Origin of the sequence: Variovorax sp. PBL-H6 (genome assembly GCF_901827155.1) — a bacterium.
GTDB lineage: Bacteria > Pseudomonadota > Gammaproteobacteria > Burkholderiales > Burkholderiaceae_C > Variovorax.
The window spans coordinates 5188475-5204412 of the sequence record NZ_LR594659.1 but is presented as its reverse complement, the minus strand read 5'-3'; the positions used below and the strand labels follow the sequence as shown (position 1 = coordinate 5204412).

The 15938-nt window shown below is 67.7% G+C and carries 15 protein-coding genes and 1 riboswitch; of the genes, 12 read left to right on the top strand and 3 right to left on the bottom strand.

What is annotated here, in order from left to right:
• Positions 1–16: 16 nt before the first annotated feature.
• Positions 17–1537: an indoleacetamide hydrolase gene (gene iaaH / locus G3W89_RS24665; protein ID WP_162576622.1), complete on the top strand. Its 1521-nt coding sequence runs from the start codon at positions 17–19 to the stop codon at positions 1535–1537.
• An 84-nt stretch (positions 1538–1621) separates the two neighbouring features.
• Here the strand turns inward: iaaH and G3W89_RS24660 are convergent, their stop codons facing one another.
• Positions 1622–2356 (bottom strand): helix-turn-helix transcriptional regulator, encoded by a 735-nt coding sequence (locus G3W89_RS24660; protein ID WP_162576621.1) that lies wholly within the window; start codon positions 2354–2356, stop codon positions 1622–1624.
• Between the two features lie 103 nt (positions 2357–2459).
• Between G3W89_RS24660 and G3W89_RS24655 the strand changes: the two genes are divergently transcribed.
• The 5 genes from G3W89_RS24655 (at position 2460) to G3W89_RS24635 (ending at position 7742) form a co-directional block, all read left to right on the top strand.
• Complete coding sequence (locus G3W89_RS24655; RefSeq protein WP_162576620.1) at positions 2460–2888, top strand: YchJ family protein; 429 nt, start codon at positions 2460–2462, stop codon at positions 2886–2888.
• Positions 2889–3093: 205 nt separating this feature from the next.
• Positions 3094–3936 (top strand): DUF3047 domain-containing protein, encoded by an 843-nt coding sequence (locus tag G3W89_RS24650; protein WP_162576619.1) that lies wholly within the window; start codon positions 3094–3096, stop codon positions 3934–3936.
• A 2-nt stretch (positions 3937–3938) separates the two neighbouring features.
• The gene (locus G3W89_RS24645; RefSeq protein WP_162576618.1) at positions 3939–4916 is read left to right on the top strand and encodes a rhodanese-like domain-containing protein; all 978 of its coding nucleotides are present in this window, start codon (positions 3939–3941) and stop codon (positions 4914–4916) included.
• A gap of 27 nt (positions 4917–4943) precedes the next feature.
• A riboswitch (TPP riboswitch) is annotated at positions 4944–5050 on the top strand.
• A 78-nt stretch (positions 5051–5128) separates the two neighbouring features.
• Positions 5129–7012 (top strand): phosphomethylpyrimidine synthase ThiC, encoded by a 1884-nt coding sequence (gene thiC / locus G3W89_RS24640; protein ID WP_162576617.1) that lies wholly within the window; start codon positions 5129–5131, stop codon positions 7010–7012.
• 37 nt (positions 7013–7049) lie between these two features.
• A complete protein-coding gene (locus G3W89_RS24635) occupies positions 7050–7742 on the top strand; it encodes an HAD family hydrolase (RefSeq protein ID WP_162576616.1) in 693 nt (230 codons plus the stop codon).
• A 33-nt stretch (positions 7743–7775) separates the two neighbouring features.
• Here the strand turns inward: G3W89_RS24635 and G3W89_RS24630 are convergent, their stop codons facing one another.
• Complete coding sequence (locus tag G3W89_RS24630; RefSeq protein WP_162576615.1) at positions 7776–7973, bottom strand: hypothetical protein; 198 nt, start codon at positions 7971–7973, stop codon at positions 7776–7778.
• A 75-nt stretch (positions 7974–8048) separates the two neighbouring features.
• The gene (locus G3W89_RS24625) at positions 8049–9068 is read right to left on the bottom strand and encodes an AraC family transcriptional regulator (protein WP_197893612.1); all 1020 of its coding nucleotides are present in this window, start codon (positions 9066–9068) and stop codon (positions 8049–8051) included.
• Positions 9069–9248: 180 nt separating this feature from the next.
• Between G3W89_RS24625 and G3W89_RS24620 the strand changes: the two genes are divergently transcribed.
• From G3W89_RS24620 to G3W89_RS24595, 6 genes are read left to right on the top strand one after another with little or no spacing between them, the layout of a single operon-like run.
• Positions 9249–10421 (top strand): isovaleryl-CoA dehydrogenase, encoded by a 1173-nt coding sequence (locus G3W89_RS24620; RefSeq protein WP_162576613.1) that lies wholly within the window; start codon positions 9249–9251, stop codon positions 10419–10421.
• A 26-nt stretch (positions 10422–10447) separates the two neighbouring features.
• Positions 10448–12151, top strand: coding sequence for an AMP-binding protein (locus G3W89_RS24615; RefSeq protein WP_162576612.1), 1704 nt, complete (start codon positions 10448–10450; stop codon positions 12149–12151).
• Positions 12152–12183: 32 nt separating this feature from the next.
• The gene (locus G3W89_RS24610; RefSeq protein ID WP_162576611.1) at positions 12184–13797 is read left to right on the top strand and encodes a carboxyl transferase domain-containing protein; all 1614 of its coding nucleotides are present in this window, start codon (positions 12184–12186) and stop codon (positions 13795–13797) included.
• Positions 13798–13813: 16 nt separating this feature from the next.
• Positions 13814–14326, top strand: coding sequence for a DinB family protein (locus tag G3W89_RS24605; protein WP_162576610.1), 513 nt, complete (start codon positions 13814–13816; stop codon positions 14324–14326).
• Positions 14323–15114, top strand: a complete 792-nt coding sequence (locus tag G3W89_RS24600; protein WP_162576609.1) for an enoyl-CoA hydratase/isomerase family protein — start codon at positions 14323–14325, stop codon at positions 15112–15114. Before G3W89_RS24605 ends, G3W89_RS24600 begins: the two co-directional genes overlap by 4 nt.
• A 13-nt stretch (positions 15115–15127) precedes the next feature.
• Positions 15128–15790 (top strand): DUF4126 domain-containing protein, encoded by a 663-nt coding sequence (locus G3W89_RS24595; RefSeq protein WP_162576608.1) that lies wholly within the window; start codon positions 15128–15130, stop codon positions 15788–15790.
• Positions 15791–15938 lie beyond the last annotated feature (148 nt).

Sequence of the window (15938 nt, the reverse complement as noted above, 5' to 3'; positions counted from 1 at the left end):
CACGGAGGCGTCCGCCATGTCCATCGAATGCTGCGTCTCGTTCGTTCGCACCGGCGCGCTCGCGCTGTGCGCTGCTGCCCTCGCTTCATCCGCGGGTGCGCAGGTTGCGCCGCTCGACCTCGCCACGCTGACGGCCAGCGACGCTGCGCAGCGCCTGTGCGCCGGCTCTCTGACCAGCGAGCAACTGGTGACGGCCTACCTCGCCCAGGCCAAGGCGAAGCCGCAGCTCAACGCCTTCATCACGTTGGACGAGGCAGGCGCCCTCACGGCCGCGAGGGCTGCCGATGCGGCACGCCGCAGTGGCGGTCGCTGCAAGCCGCTCGGCGGGCTGCCGGTCGCGATCAAGGACAACATCCAGGTCCAGGGCCTGCCGGCCAGCGCCGGCACCCCCGCGCTCAAGGGCTTTGTCGCCAGCGCCGATGCGCCCGTGGTCGCGAAGTTGCGCGCCGCCGGTGCTGTCGTGCTGGGCAAGACCAACATGCACGAACTGGCCTTCGGCGTGACCGGCTACAACCCGACCTTCCAGACCGGGCCCGACGTCGGCGTGCGCAATGCCTATGACGCGACGCGCATCGCCGGCGGTTCCTCCTCGGGCAATGGCGCAGCGCTGGGTGCGCGCATGGCGCCCGCCGCGCTGGGCACCGACACCGGCGGTTCGGTGCGCATTCCGTGCGCGTTCAATGGCTGCGCCGCGCTGCGTCCCACCGTGGGACGCTATTCGCAGCAGGGCATCGTGCCGATCTCGCACACGCGCGACACGGCCGGGCCGATGGCGCTCTCGGTGGCCGACCTGGCGCTGCTGGACCGCGTCATTGCCGGCGGCACGCCGGTGGTGCCGGCGGACCTCAAGCGCGTGCGGCTGGGCGTGGCGAAAGCCTTCTACGCCAACCTCGACGAGGACACCCGCGCCGCCACTGATGCGGCACTGGCAAAGCTGCGCGAGGCGGGCGTCACGCTCGTCGATGTCGAGATGCCCCGGCTTGCCGAACTCAATGGCGCGGTCAGCTTTCCGGTCGTGCTGTACGAGATCCGTGACGACCTTGCGGGCTACCTCGCGAAATACCGTGCCGGCGTCGACATCGGGCAAGTGGCCGCGGGCATCGCGAGTCCCGACGTCAAGGGGACCTTCGAAGGCCTGGTGATGCCGCGCAAGCTGCCTGCCGCGCAAGGCGTCGTCGACGCGAAGCCCGTCTATGACAACGCGATACGCAAGGCGCGGCCCGCCCTGCAAAAGCTCTACAGCGAGACCTTCAGGAGGCATCGCCTCGACGCGCTGGTCTTCCCTACCGTGCCTCGCGTGGCATTGGCCGCCACGCCCGAGTCCAGCAGCGTGGAGAACTTCGTCCTGCTGATCCAGAACACCGATCCCGGCAGCAACGCCGGCATTCCGGGCCTGCAGCTGCCTTCCGGGCTCGGCGCTGCGAGCGGCTTGCCCGTGGGACTGGAACTCGATGGGCCGGCGGGGAGCGACCGCAGGCTGCTGGCGGTGGGACTGGCCGTCGAGGGGGTACTCGGGCGCTTGCCTCCGCCGAGGTGAACGGCGCGGCGCTGCCGATGCGCCGAAGAAGAAGTCTCGATGGTTGCACCGGCCGCCGCGCGTCCAGCGTGCGCCCCGGAGATCTCAACGCCCGGGCACCCACCCCCCCAGCGCCGAGCGTCGCTCGATGCCCAGCTTGACGAAGATGCGACGCAGGTAGGTGCGCACCGTCGGAATGCCGACACCCGCACGCCGCGCGATTTCCTTGTCGGTCAGGCCCTCGCTCACCGCCTGCGCGACCTGCTGCTCGCGCGCACTCAGGCTGGCCCAGGCGGCCTCGCGCGCTGCGGCGGGCGAGGCCTTTCGCTGCGCGCGCTGCAAGGCGCCGATGAAGGCTGGCTCGATCAGATCCAGCAGCGCCGTCTCGTGCGCGCCGAAGTCCCCGCGCCCGCGTCGCCGCCAGATCCGCAGGTCGCCGAGCGCGCTCTCGCCCTCGAACGCGTGCAGGTTCATGCCCCAGTGCAGCCCGTCGCGCGACAGGAATTCGTTGAAGAAGGTGGTGCGCATGAGCGCACGCTGCGGCATGACCTCGGTCACGCGGGTGGCACGGCGGCGCGACTGGAGCGCAAAGGTGATCGGGTCATGGTGCTGGTGCCACTGCGCATAGCGGTCGAGGTTGCCCGGCTCCATGTTGAGCGCCACGCGTTTCCCGAAGGTGCCGCTGTCCGCATCCCACACGAAGGAAGCGAACTGGTCCGCCCGCAGCAAGTCCAGCAGTGCCCAGCCCAGGCGCTCGCGGATCTCTCGCTCGCCCTGGTCCTCCGCCAGCAGCGCGAAGATGCCGCGCAGGCCCAGCTGTTCCGAAGCCTTCAGATACATGGCCGTTCTCCTCGTCCTTGCCGGAGCCTAGGGTGCGAGAAAGCAATGCGCCATCGGGGCGATTCAGGGTTGCACAATCATTGGCCTTGCGCATCAGTGCCTCATGTCCAGACCCCAGCCCGACTCCTGCCCTTGCGGCCTCCGCGACCGTTCCGGCTCGGCCCTGCGCTACACCCAATGCTGCGGCCGCTACCTGGACCACTTCGGGCAGGCACCGGCGCCGGACGCCGAATCCCTGATGCGCTCGCGCTACACCGCCTTCGTGCGCGAGCGGGCCGACTACCTGCTGGCGACCTGGCATGCCTCGCATCGCCCGGATCGCCTCGACTTCGAGCCGGGCGTGAAATGGCTCGGCCTGGAAGTGCGCGCCCATGTCGTGACCGATGCCAGCCATGCCGAGGTCGAGTTCGTCGCCCGCCAGCGCGATCGATCGGGCGCCGCTACCCGGTTGGCGGAGCGCAGCCGCTTCGTGCGCGAGAGAGGCGAGGGCGATCTCCTCCGTTGGTACTACACCGACGGGGTGATGCGCTGAATCGTTCCTTGACTGGAAAATACGCCGCGGGCCGACACGGCGTGCATCCCTTGCTACAGATTCAATAGCAAGCGCGCGCATTGTGCGCGATTCGGCGACAGTCCGATTCCGTTTGGCTACTTTATCCGGGACGCTCTCGCCCCCACACTCTCTTCACGCTCCGACAGCACACCGCGCAACACACACCGACACCCCCGAGGACACCATGGCGACGAAGTACAGCACGATCATCCCGACCGCATTCCGCTGGATCGGTGCGATGCTGGCTGCGCCGATCGCTGCTGCCGCCCTCTGGCTCGCCGCGCCGGCCGCACATGCCGAAGAGGCGGCGCTGACTCCCTTCTCCGCCGCGCGCGGCGCACAGGCGCCCCAGCCCTGGCGCTTCACCAGCCTGCCCAACAAGGCGCCAACCCGCTTCGAGGTGGTCCAGCAGGGTGCGCAGAAGGTGCTGAAGGTCGAGGCCGACCAGTCCTACGGCAATCTCGTGCATGCCACCCGTGTGCCGCTCAACCCCTCCACCACGCTGGCCTGGCGCTGGCGCGTCGACACCTTCGTGGAAGACGCCAACCTGCGCACCCGCGCCGGCGATGACGGCGCCGCCAAGCTCTGCGTTTTCTTTGATTTCCCGGCCGATCACCTGTCGTTCGGTGAGCGCACCCGCCTGGCACTGGCGCGCCGCACCACTGGCGAGGAAGTGCCCAGCGAGGCCCTTTGCTACGTGTGGGACAAGAAAGAAGCAGCGGGCAGCACGCTCGTCAACGCGTTCACCCAGCGCATGCGCATGGTGGTGCTGGAGTCCGGCGCCGCAGCCAACCCGGCGGTCTTCGTGAGCGAGCGCCGCAATCTGTTGGCTGACTACAAGCGCGCCTTCGGCGACGAAGCCGGCGACACGCTGCCCGACGTGGTCGCGATCGCAGTATCGGCCGACGCCGACAACACGCAGGGCCGCGGATTGGCGTATTTCTCGGACATCGACCTGCGGGGCATCGCAACGACTCGCAGCGCCCGGGTCCAACTCCCGCCCACGCGCGCCGGCACGGGGGAATAGCGATGAACGATCTCATCGCTCTTCTTACCGCGCAGGGCGCCGCCGTGGTGTTTCTCGCCACGCTGGCGACCCGCCTGGGCGCACCGGTGCCGGCCGCGCCCTTCCTCGTCGTGGCCGGCGGCCTCGCGGTCGAGGGCCAGCTGTCCTTTATTGCGCTGGTGTTTGCTGCCGTGCTGGGGAACATCCTCGGCGACGGTGCCTGGTTCCTGGCCGGGCGGCGCTGGGGCTACCAGGTGATGCGCTTCCTGTGCCGCGTCTCGCTGTCGGCCGACAACTGTGTTCGGCGCAGCGAGTCCATTCTCGGCCGCTGGGGCGGGCTGTCCCTGATCGCGGCGAAGTTCGTGCCGGGCGTGTCGCTGGTGGCGCCGCCGATGGCCGGCGCCCTGGGCATGTCGAACGCGCGCTTCATGGCCTACGAAACGCTTGCCGCAGTGATCTGGGCGTTGGGCTTCCTGGCACTCGGCGGGCTGTTCCATGCCGCGATCCAGGACGTGCTGGCAATGATGTCGAGCGTTGGCCTCACGGCGACGCTGGTCGGCACGCTGCTGCTGGCCGTCTTCGTTGCCTGGCGCTATCGCGAACGCCGTATCGCACGGAAGGTCGACGATATCGTGCACGTCGAAGTCGATGCGCTGCGAGACGCCTTCGCCGCCGGCGCGCGTCTCTTGGTGGTCGACCTGCGTTCTCCCGAATCGCGCAGGATCGATGACCGGTCCGTGCCGGGTGCCGTCGGCATCACGTACCGCGAGCTGACGGACCGCCTGGCCGAACTGCGGGCCGCGCGCGAGGTGGTGGTGTTCTGCGACTGCCCGAACGACGAAACCGCCATCGCCGCCGCGCGACTCCTGGCGAAGGCTGGCCTGTCGCGGGTGCGCGTGCTCGCCGGCGGGATCGCGGCCTGGACCGCTGCCGAGGCGTTGGCTTCGGAGCCGGCTCGGCTCGATGTCGATGCACGGGACGTCGCCGCGCATCCGGCTTGATGCTTTCTGCCTGCGGGGCCTAGAATCGGTCCCGCTCCGGGGTGTACGCGCGATGCGTGCTGAGATGGCCAAGCGGCCGAACCCGCGAACTTGAACTGGTTCATACCAGCGTAAGAAGAGCTGCGACTCCCCGGCCACGGAATCCCCCCTTTTCCGCCGCGCCGATCCGGAGCGATTGCGGAGCACCCATCCAACCCGAAGGAGTGCCCCGCATGAATGCCCCTGACAAGTTCGCCTCGCTGCTCACGCTCACGCGCGAGCCATTCCCAGCCTCGACCAAAAGTGCCATCGCGAGCCCCCGCCGGCCCGACGTGCGTGTTCCGGTGCGGGACGTGCGCCTGACCAACGGCGAGACCGTCTCGCTCTACGACACCTCGGGCCCGTACAGCGACCCGTCCGCCGACATCGACGTGCGCAGCGGCCTGCCCAGCGTGCGCGGCGCCTGGATCGCCGAGCGCAACGACACCGAGGCCTATATCGGCCGCAGCCACCAGATGCTCGACGACGGCGCCACCCACGCCGACCGCGATGCCCGGAAGCTCGCCGAACTGCGCGGCGCCGCCGCTGGGCTCCAGCGCCAGCCGCGCCGTGCGCAGGCCGGCCGCAACGTGAGCCAGATGCACTACGCGCGCCGCGGCATCGTCACGCCCGAGATGGAGTACGTGGCCCTGCGCGAGAACGGCAAGCGCGAATGGATGGCCGAATACCTGGCCGATGCCGCGCGCGAGAAGCGCCTCGCCGGCAACCCGATGGGCGCGCAGATCCCGAAGCTCATCACGCCCGAGTTCGTGCGCGACGAGGTCGCGCGCGGGCGCGCCATCATCCCGGCCAACATCAACCATCCCGAAGTGGAGCCGATGGCGATCGGGCGCAACTTCCTGGTCAAGATCAACGCCAACATCGGCAACTCCGCCGTTACCTCCAGCATCGAGGAGGAGGTCGAGAAGCTGGTGTGGGCGATCCGCTGGGGCGCCGACAACGTGATGGATCTTTCCACCGGCCGCAACATCCACACCACCCGCGACTGGATCGTGCGCAACAGCCCGGTGCCCATCGGCACCGTGCCGATCTACCAGGCGCTCGAGAAGGTCGGCGGCGTGGCCGAGGACCTCACCTGGGAGATCTACCGCGACACGTTGATCGAACAGGCCGAGCAGGGCGTGGACTACTTCACCATTCACGCGGGCCTGCGCCTGCCCTTCATCCATCTCACGGCCGATCGCCGCACCGGCATCGTCTCGCGTGGCGGCTCGATCATGGCCAAGTGGTGCATCGCGCACCATCAGGAGAGCTTCCTGTACACGCACTTCGAGGACATCTGCGAGATCATGAAGGCCTACGACGTGAGCTTCTCGCTCGGCGACGGCCTGCGCCCCGGCTGCGCGGCCGACGCCAATGACGAGGCCCAGTTCGCCGAACTGCGCACGCTGGGCGAGCTCACGCAGATTGCGTGGAAGCACGACGTGCAGACCATGATCGAAGGGCCCGGCCACGTGCCCATGCACATGATCCAGGCGAACATGGACGAGCAGCTCAAGCACTGCCACGAGGCGCCCTTCTACACGCTGGGCCCGCTGACCATCGACATTGCGCCCGGCTACGACCACATTGCCAGCGCCATAGGCGCCGCCATGATCGGCTGGGCCGGCACCGCGATGCTGTGCTATGTCACTCCCAAGGAGCACCTGGGCCTGCCGGACCGCGACGACGTGAAGCAGGGAATCATCGCGTACAAGATCGCGGCCCATGCGGCCGACGTCGCCAAGGGCCATCCGGGCGCGCGGGCACGCGACGATGCGCTGTCCAAGGCCCGCTTTGAATTCCGCTGGCAGGACCAGTTCAACCTCGGCCTGGACCCCGACACGGCGCGCGAATTCCATGACGAGACCCTGCCCAAGGACTCGAGCAAGGTGGCGCACTTCTGCTCGATGTGCGGGCCCAAGTTCTGCTCGATGAAGATCACGCAGGAGGTGCGCGAGTACGCGGCCGCGCGCGGCCTGGCCGAAGATCAGGCAGTGGCCGACGGCATGGCGGGCAAGTCGGCCGAGTTCAAGGCTGCGGGCGGCGAGATGTACATCCCGATCCAGCCGAGCTGAAGGAGAGGGGAAGGGGCTGCTTGATACGATCGAGTCCATGCCCTCCATCCCCTTCGACGCCGTCCTCTTCGACTGCGACGGCGTGCTCGTCGACTCCGAACCCATTACCAACCGCGTGCTCGCCGAGATGCTCGGCGAGCTCGGCTGGAAGCTCACGGTCGCCGAGGCAATGCGCCTCTTTACCGGCAAGGCGGTCAAGGACGAAACCGCCCTGATCGAGGCCATGACCGGCTTCGCCGTGACGCCAGAGTGGCTTGCCGGGTTCCGGGCGAGACGCAACGAGGCGCTCGACCGCGATCTGATCGAGATCGCAGGCGCGCCCTCTGCCGTGCGCAGCCTGCACGCGAGCACAGCCGGCCGCATTGCCTGCGCCTCGGGCGCGGACCGGCACAAGGTCCGGTTGCAGCTGGAGAAGATCGGCCTGCTCGACGCCTTCGAGGGCCGCATCTTCAGCGGCCACGAGACGCCGCGCTCCAAGCCAGCGCCCGACGTCTACCTCGCAGCAGCCGCGGCGCTGGGCGTAGACCCCGCGCGCTGCGCCGTGGTGGAAGACACCGTGACCGGTGCCACCGCCGGCGTTGCGGCCGGCGCGACCGTGTTCGGCTACAGCCCCTCCGACCTGGGCCACAGCGGCCCCGAGGCACTGCGCGCCGTCGGCGTGGCGCATGTGTTCAACGACATGGCGGAGCTGCCCTCGTTGTTGGCGGGATGGCGCGGCGCTTCGGTCTGAGGCGCAGGCGAGGAGAAGCGAGAAAGAAAGGGCTCAGCTGCGACGCTGGGTCGCGGCCTTGGCCATTGCAGCCACCGCCTCGGTCATGGCCTGGGCGCGGGCTGACCAGAAACGGGCGATGAGCTGGCCGGCATTCTGCTCGACGTTCGGATGGATGCGCGACCGACCGGAGGTGGCGGCGAACTCGATCAGAGCCGCGTATTCGGAAGTGTCGGTGTCCGGGATGTGCATGCCTCGATCCTATGGCCAGAAAAACGGAGCCGGAATCCGCTTGGCGAGCGGCGTCCGGCGCAGCGGCGAACTTTGTCACGAATTGTCGCGCCGAGGCAAGCTTCCTGGTGCGTCGGCTGCGCCGGCTCGCCGGAATTCGCCGGGCGTCACGCCGGCCCAGGCCCGGAAGGCGCGCGAGAAGCTTTTCTCATTGCGAAAACCGACGGAGAGCGCGATGTTCTTGATCGGGCGTTCGGTGCGGCGCAATTGCTCGGCCGCCTGTTCGTGGCGCACTGCGTCCTTCAGCTGCTGCAGCGAGACGCCTTCTTCCAGCAATTGGCGGTGCAGGGTCCGGGCCGAGAGGTTCAGGAGCGCGGCCAGTGCCTCGGCCGTGCCTGCCTGCCGACCGTGGGCGCGCAGCAGCTCGCGCACCCGCTGCCCCAACAGCCGGTCGCGGCGGTACTGCAGCACCGTCAGCGGCAACGCGCGCCGCAGCATGGTCCGGAGCGCCTGCTCGTCTCGGCGCAGCGGCAGTGCGAGGTAGCGCTCGTCGAAGCTGTAGCTGGCGGCTTCGGCTTTGAACTGCAGCTCGCCACCGAACATCAGCGGATAGGCATCGCGGTGCGGCGGCGCATCGAAAGGAAAGCGGGCCGCACGCAGCGACACCCGCGAATCGATGATCCAGGAGGCGTAGCCGTGCAGGAAGCGCAGGTTGGACACCAGGCAGAACTCGCGCAGATCGCCCAGGTCCACGTTCTCGCGGATCGACACCGTGGCCACGCCGCCCGCCACCTGGAGTTCGAGACCGATGTCGGAAGTCAGCAGGCGGTGATGGCGGCACCAGCGCTTGATGGCAACGCCGAGGTCGGGTGAGCTCAGCGAAGCACGGCACAGCATGCCGTAGGTGCCCCAGGGCAGGCGGCGGCTGAACCAGCCCAGCGCCTCGTCGTCCAGCTCCTGCATTGCATGTCCCGACAGCGCCTCGAACTGGGCCGCGGTCACGCGGCCTTCCTGCAAGTGCAGCTCGCGCGGCGCAATCCGTGCCTGTGCCAAGGCTCCGGCAGGATCCTTGCCATACCGCTGGTAGCCCTGCACGATCGCTCGGACGAAGGCCATGGGTGTGGCCGCGCGGCCAGCCGGCTTGAAGGGAGAAGCGGTCACGAGAGACGAGATTTCGATGGCGCGATATGCAACCATTGTGACGCCAAATGCAACGGCAAGCGGCGTAAGCTGCGACTGCCCGCGCGGGATGTTTTTCGGCGCGGGAAACGAATCCCCATCCAAGGAGACACCCCCATGCACGATCCCGGCCTCAATTTCGACCTCGGCGAGACCATCGATTCGCTGCGCGACGCGGTGGCAGATTTCGCCGCCAACGAGATTGCCCCGCGTGCTGCCGAGATCGACCGCGAGAACCTCTTTCCGCACGACCTCTGGAGAAAGCTCGGCGAACTCGGGCTGCACGGCATGACGGTGAAGGAGGAATACGGCGGCACCGAGTTGGGCTACCTGGCCCACATCGTCGCCATGGAGGAGGTGTCGCGCGCCTCGGCTTCGGTCGGCCTCTCGTACGGCGCGCATTCCAACCTCTGCGTCAACCAGATCCACCGCAACGGCAGCGAGGCGCAGAAGAAGAAGTATCTTCCCAAGCTCGTCAGCGGCGAGCATGTGGGCGCACTGGCGATGAGCGAGCCCAATGCCGGCTCCGACGTGGTCAGCATGAAGCTGCGCGCCGAGAAGAAAGGCGATCGCTACGTGCTCAACGGCGGCAAGATGTGGATCACCAACGGCGGCGATGCCGACACGCTCGTCATCTACGCCAAGACCGAGCCCGAGATGGGCGCGCGCGGCATGACCGCCTTCATCGTCGAGAAAGACTTCAAGGGCTTCTCGGCTGGCACCAAGCTCGACAAGCTGGGCATGCGCGGCTCCAACACGTTCCCGCTGTTCTTCGACGACTGCGAGGTGCCCGAGGAGAACGTGCTGGGCGGCGAGGGACAGGGCGCCAAGGTGCTGATGAGCGGCCTCGACTACGAGCGCGCGGTGCTCTCCGGCGGCCCGCTGGGGATCATGGCGGCCTGCATGGATGCGGTGCTCCCTTTCATCCACGAGCGCAAGCAGTTCGGCCAGAGCATCGGCGAGTTCCAGCTGATGCAGGGAAAACTGGCCGATATGTACTCCACCTGGCAGGCCACCCGCGCCTATGTCTACGCGGTCGGCAAGGCGTGCGATCGCAAGGACCATGCGCGCACCTTCCGCAAGGACGCGGCCGGCGCCATCCTCTACTCCGCCGAGAAGGCGACCTGGATGGCGGGCGAAGCGATCCAGGCGCTGGGCGGCGTGGGCTACACCAAGGACTTCCCGGTCGAGCGGCTCTGGCGCGATGCCAAGCTGTACGAGATCGGTGCGGGCACGAGCGAGGTCCGGCGTATGCTGATCGGCCGCGAGTTGTTCGCGGAGACGGCGTAGGGCGTGGACTTCAGAGGAGACCGCACATGCCATTGACTCAAAGCATCGATCGCGGCACCACCGATGTCCCGTTGATCGAGCAGACCATCGGCGACTTCTTCGACGACATGGCCCGACGGCAGGGCGATCGCGATGCGCTGGTCAGCGCGCACGAGCAACGCCGCCTGAGCTACCTCGAACTGCAGCGCGAAGCCGACCGGCTCGCCAGCGCGTTGCTGCAGCTGGGACTGGCGACCGGCGACCGGGTGGGCATCTGGTCGCACAACAACGTGGCCTGGGTGCTGATGCAGCTCGCCACCGCAAGAATCGGGCTCATCCTGGTCAACATCAACCCGGCCTATCGGACGTCCGAGCTCGAGTACGCGCTCAACAAGGTCGGCTGCAAGGCGCTGGTCACGATGCAGCGCTTCAAGACCAGCGACTACGTCGGCATGCTGCGTGAACTGGCGCCCGAACTCGCGAGCGCGCAGCCCGGCGCGCTGCAGGCGGCGCGCCTGCCGCAACTGCGCACGGTGGCCTGGATCGATCGCCTCGGCGAGCACGAGGAGCTGCCCGGCCTCATGCGCTTCTCGACCTTGGTCGAGCAGGGAAAGGCCGATGACCCGCGCGTGCCCGCGATCGCGAAGACCCTGAAGGCCACCGACCCGATCAACATCCAGTTCACCAGCGGCACCACCGGCTTTCCGAAGGGCGCGACGCTGACCCACCGCAACATCCTCAACAACGGCTTCTTCATCGGCGAATGCATGAAGCTCACGCCGGAAGACCGCCTCTGCATCCCCGTGCCGCTCTACCACTGCTTCGGCATGGTGCTGGGCAATCTGGCCTGCCTCACCCACGGCGCGACCATCGTGTATCCCAACGACGGCTTCGATCCGCTCACGGTGATGCAGACCGTGCAGGCCGAGCGATGCACCGGGCTGCATGGCGTGCCCACCATGTTCATTGCCGAGCTGGACCATCCGCGCTTCAAGGAGTTCGATTTCTCGACGCTGCGCACCGGCATCATGGCCGGCTCGCCTTGTCCCACCGAGGTGATGAAGCGCGTGGTCGACCAGATGCATCTCTCCGAGATCACCATCGCCTACGGGATGACCGAGACCAGCCCGGTAAGCTGCCAGAGCTCGACCGACACGCCGCTGGAAAAGCGTGTCTCCACCGTAGGCAAGGTGCAGCCGCACCTCGAGGTCAAGATCGTCGATCCCGAGAACGGCGCCATCGTTGCACCCGGGGCCTCGGGCGAGCTCTGCACCCGCGGCTACTCGGTGATGCACGGCTACTGGGACGACGAGGAGAAAACCCGCGAAGCCATCGACGCCGAGGGCTGGATGCACACCGGCGACCTCGCCACCATGGATGCCGAGGGCTACGTCAACATCGTCGGCCGCATCAAGGACCTGGTGATCCGCGGCGGCGAGAACATCTATCCGCGCGAGATCGAGGAGTTCCTCTACCGACATCCGAAAATCCAGGACGTGCAGGTGGTCGGCCTGCCCGACAGGAAGTACGGCGAGGAGCTCTGCGCATGGATCATCCCCAAGCCCGGCCAGACCCTCTCGGCCGACGAGGTGCGCGAGTTCTGCAAGGGCCAGATCGCGCACTACAAGGTCCCGCGTTACATCGAGTTCGTCAAGGAATTCCCGATGACCGTGACCGGCAAGATCCAGAAGTTCAAGATCCGCGAGGCGATGAAGGCGCAGCTGGGACTTGGAGAGGAAAAGACCGCATGACGACGGACTTTGCATTCGAACCCCGCTGAACCATGACTCAACTAGAAACCAAGCTCAACGCCCGCTCCGCTGAATTCCAGGCCAATGCGTCTGCCATGCGCGCCTTGGTCGAAGACCTCCACGCGCAATTCGCCAAGGTCGAGGCCGGCGGCGGCGAGGCCGCGCGCAGCAAGCACACTGCGCGGGGCAAGCTGCTGCCGCGCGAGCGCGTCGCCCGATTGCTGGACCCGGGCACGCCCTTCCTCGAGATCGCGCCGCTGGCAGCCCACGCGATGTACCACGGCGCGGCGCCCGGCGCTGGCCTGATCGCCGGCATCGGCCGCGTGAGCGGCGTCGACTGCATGATCGTGTGCAACGACGCCACGGTGAAGGGTGGCACCTACTACCCGATCACGGTCAAGAAGCACCTGCGCGCGCAGGAGATCGCCGAGCAGAACCGCCTGCCCTGCATCTACCTGGTCGACTCCGGCGGCGCCAACCTGCCGAACCAGGACGAGGTCTTCCCCGACCGCGATCACTTCGGCCGCATCTTCTACAACCAGGCCAACATGAGCGCCCAGGGCATCGCGCAGATCGCCGTGGTCATGGGTTCGTGCACGGCCGGCGGCGCCTACGTGCCGGCGATGAGCGACGAGTCGATCATCGTCAAGGAGCAAGGCACCATCTTCCTCGGCGGCCCGCCGCTCGTGAAGGCCGCCACCGGCGAGGTCGTGACCGCCGAGGACCTGGGCGGCGGCGACGTGCACACGCGGCTGTCGGGCGTGGCCGACCATCTGGCGCAGAACGACCTGCATGCCCTGGCGCTGGCGCGCACGGCGGTGGGAAACCTGAACGCGGGCAACAACCAGGCCGCGGCCGATGCGCCCGAGGAAGTCCGCCCGCCCGCCTTCCCGCGCGAAGAACTCTACGGCGTGATCCCCACCGACACCCGCAAGCCCTTCGATGTGCGCGAGATCATCGCCCGCGTCGTCGACGGCAGTGAGTTCCACGAGTTCAAGGCCCGTTTCGGTGCGACGCTGGTCTGCGGCTTTGCCGAGATCGAGGGCATGCCGGTGGGCATCGTCGCCAACAACGGCATCCTGTTCTCCGAGTCGGCCCAGAAGGGCGCCCACTTCATCGAGCTGTGCTGCCATCGCAAGATCCCGCTGGTGTTCCTGCAGAACATCACCGGCTTCATGGTCGGGCGCAAGTACGAGAACGAAGGCATCGCGCGCCACGGCGCCAAGATGGTGACGGCGGTTGCCACCGCCAACGTGCCCAAGTTCACGATCATCATCGGCGGCAGCTTCGGCGCGGGCAACTACGGCATGTGCGGACGCGCCTATTCGCCGCGCTTCCTCTGGATGTGGCCCAACGCGCGCATCAGCGTGATGGGCGGCGAGCAGGCCGCGAGTGTGCTGGCCACCGTCAAGCGCGACGGCATCGAGGGCAAGGGCGGGCAGTGGAGTGCGGAGGAGGAAGAAGCCTTCAAGGCACCCATCCGCGACCAGTACGAGCAGCAGGGCCATCCCTACTATGCGACGGCGCGGCTGTGGGATGACGGCATCATCGACCCGGCCGACACCCGCCGCGTGCTCGCGCTCGGCCTGGCCGCGGCGCGCCATGCGCCGGTGCCCGAGCCGCGCTTCGGCATCTTCCGCATGTGACGCCAAGGAGCAGAGCATGTCGCTGCCGAACTATTTCGCGAGCCTGGCGCGCTACCACGTGTGGGCGACGCAGAAGCTGCTGGAGTCCAACCTGAAGACGCTGGCGGAGGCCGACTGGCGCCGCGACTGCGGGTTGTTCTTTCGCTCGGTGCACGGCACGGTCAACCACCTGCTGGTGACCGACGACATCTGGTACTCCCGCTTCGCCGAAGGCCACTCGCCGCGCGTGCCGCTGAACACCGAAATGCACGCCGATCGCGCCGCGCTGTGCGAAGCGCTGGCGCAGGCCGTCACGCGCTGGAGCCCCTGGCTGGCCACGCTCGCACCCGAGCGCTACGACGGCGAGATGGCCTACATCCGCAACAACGGCGAGGAGGTGCGCATTCCGTTCGCGCCGGCACTCGGCCATGTGTTCAACCACGCGACCCACCATCGCGGCCAGCTCACGGCTGCGCTGACGGGCATGGTCCAGCCGGGCCCCGAGCTCGACTGGGTCTACTTGCTGCAACAGGAAGCCCGCTCCCAATGAACACCTTCACCACGCTGGAACTGAGCATCGAAGGTTCCGTCGCGCGCATCTGGCTCAATCGGCCCGAGTTGCGCAATGCCTTCGACGACGTGGTCATCCATGAGCTGGACGAAGCGTTCTCGCAGGCCGGCGCAGCGAACGAGGTACGCGCCATCGTGCTGGGTGCCAATGGCCCGGCGTTCTGCGCCGGTGCCAACCTCAACTGGATGCGACGCGCGGCCGGATTCACGCACGAGCAGAACATCGCCGATGCAGGCGGCCTGGCCGCAATGCTGCGCACCATCGACCAGAGTCCCAAGCCGGTGATCGCGCGCGTGCAGGGCGACGTCTATGCCGGCGGCATGGGGCTGGTGGCGGCCTGCGATGTCGCGGTGAGCGTCGACACGGCCTGGTATTGCCTCAGCGAGGTCAAGATCGGCCTGATTCCCGCCACGATCAGCCCTTACGTGCTGCGCGCGATGGGAACGCGTGCCGCGCAGCGCTACTTTCTCACGGCCGAGCGCTTCAGTGCGGCCGAGGCCCATCGCATCGGCTTTGTGCACGAGGTGGTAGCTGCCGATGCGCTCGATGCCAAGGTGGCCGAGATCGTGAAGGCCTTCACCAGTGCCAGTCCAGCGGCGGTGCGCGCCTGCAAGCAACTGATCGCCGACGTGGCGGGCCGCGAGATCGACGATGCGCTGATCGCGAAGACCGTCGAAGGCATTGCCGACATCCGCGCCAGCGAGGAGGGCCGCGAAGGCGTGCAGGCGTTCCTCCAGAAGCGCAAGCCCTCCTGGATCTCCGGCTGAGACGCGCCGCGCCATGGACTCCCTCGACCTGCCGCAGCTGCTCGCCCTCTCGGCCGCCATCGGCTGGGCCAGCGGCGTGCGGCTTTACCTCGTCGTGCTGTTGATCGGCCTGGCCGGCTACCTGGGCTGGGTGCCCCTGCCGGGCGGCCTGCAACTGCTCGCGCACCCGGTGGTGATCGCGGCAAGCGGCTTCATGGTCTTCATCGAGTTCTTTGCCGACAAGATCCCCGGCCTCGACTCGCTATGGGACATGGTCCACACGGTGATCCGCATTCCAGCCGGTGCCGCCTTGGCCGCCAGTGTCTTCGGGGCCGACCACGCGGCGATGGCGATCGTCGCCGCGCTGCTGGGCGGCAGCTTTGCCGCAACCGCCCATGCGGCCAAGGCCACCACGCGCGCCGCCATCAACACTTCGCCCGAGCCCTTCAGCAATGTCGGCGCCTCGTTGGTCGAGGACAGCGTGGTGCCGGCAGGGCTGTGGCTGGCGGTGGCGCATCCGCTCGTGTTCTTGCTGGTGTTCGTCGTGTTGCTCGCGTTGTCGGTCTGGCTGATCCGCAAGAGCTGGCGCTTCCTGCGCGCGCTTTTCGCCCGCCTGGCGCGCATCTTCAGCGGCCGGCCGGACCCGGGTGTGACGCCGGCCTTCCGCTTGAACAAGCACGAAGACGGCCAGGTCTGAATTTTTTGTAACGGCGCGGGCAGTACATAGACCGCCCGTTGCGCGACGTTGAGGCAAAGATGTTGGGAACAGCTGGAAACGTCGCGCAAGCGGCAGCCATCTCGAGGACAAGCGCTGCATTGCGGCGGTGGGAAGCGCTGCCTACGAT

Coding starts and splice junctions, on each gene's coding strand:
- G3W89_RS24635 (WP_162576616.1), top strand. CDS start 7,050: ATGCCCTCCATCCCCTTCGACGCCGTCCTCTTCGACTGCGACGGCGTG.
- G3W89_RS24650 (WP_162576619.1), top strand. CDS start 3,094: ATGGCGACGAAGTACAGCACGATCATCCCGACCGCATTCCGCTGGATC.
- G3W89_RS24620 (WP_162576613.1), top strand. CDS start 9,249: ATGCACGATCCCGGCCTCAATTTCGACCTCGGCGAGACCATCGATTCG.
- G3W89_RS24600 (WP_162576609.1), top strand. CDS start 14,323: ATGAACACCTTCACCACGCTGGAACTGAGCATCGAAGGTTCCGTCGCG.
- G3W89_RS24625 (WP_197893612.1), bottom strand. CDS start 9,068: ATGGCCTTCGTCCGAGCGATCGTGCAGGGCTACCAGCGGTATGGCAAG.
- G3W89_RS24615 (WP_162576612.1), top strand. CDS start 10,448: ATGCCATTGACTCAAAGCATCGATCGCGGCACCACCGATGTCCCGTTG.
- G3W89_RS24630 (WP_162576615.1), bottom strand. CDS start 7,973: ATGCACATCCCGGACACCGACACTTCCGAATACGCGGCTCTGATCGAG.
- G3W89_RS24605 (WP_162576610.1), top strand. CDS start 13,814: ATGTCGCTGCCGAACTATTTCGCGAGCCTGGCGCGCTACCACGTGTGG.
- G3W89_RS24655 (WP_162576620.1), top strand. CDS start 2,460: ATGTCCAGACCCCAGCCCGACTCCTGCCCTTGCGGCCTCCGCGACCGT.
- G3W89_RS24645 (WP_162576618.1), top strand. CDS start 3,939: ATGAACGATCTCATCGCTCTTCTTACCGCGCAGGGCGCCGCCGTGGTG.
- G3W89_RS24595 (WP_162576608.1), top strand. CDS start 15,128: ATGGACTCCCTCGACCTGCCGCAGCTGCTCGCCCTCTCGGCCGCCATC.
- thiC (WP_162576617.1), top strand. CDS start 5,129: ATGAATGCCCCTGACAAGTTCGCCTCGCTGCTCACGCTCACGCGCGAG.
- G3W89_RS24660 (WP_162576621.1), bottom strand. CDS start 2,356: ATGTATCTGAAGGCTTCGGAACAGCTGGGCCTGCGCGGCATCTTCGCG.
- G3W89_RS24610 (WP_162576611.1), top strand. CDS start 12,184: ATGACTCAACTAGAAACCAAGCTCAACGCCCGCTCCGCTGAATTCCAG.
- iaaH (WP_162576622.1), top strand. CDS start 17: ATGTCCATCGAATGCTGCGTCTCGTTCGTTCGCACCGGCGCGCTCGCG.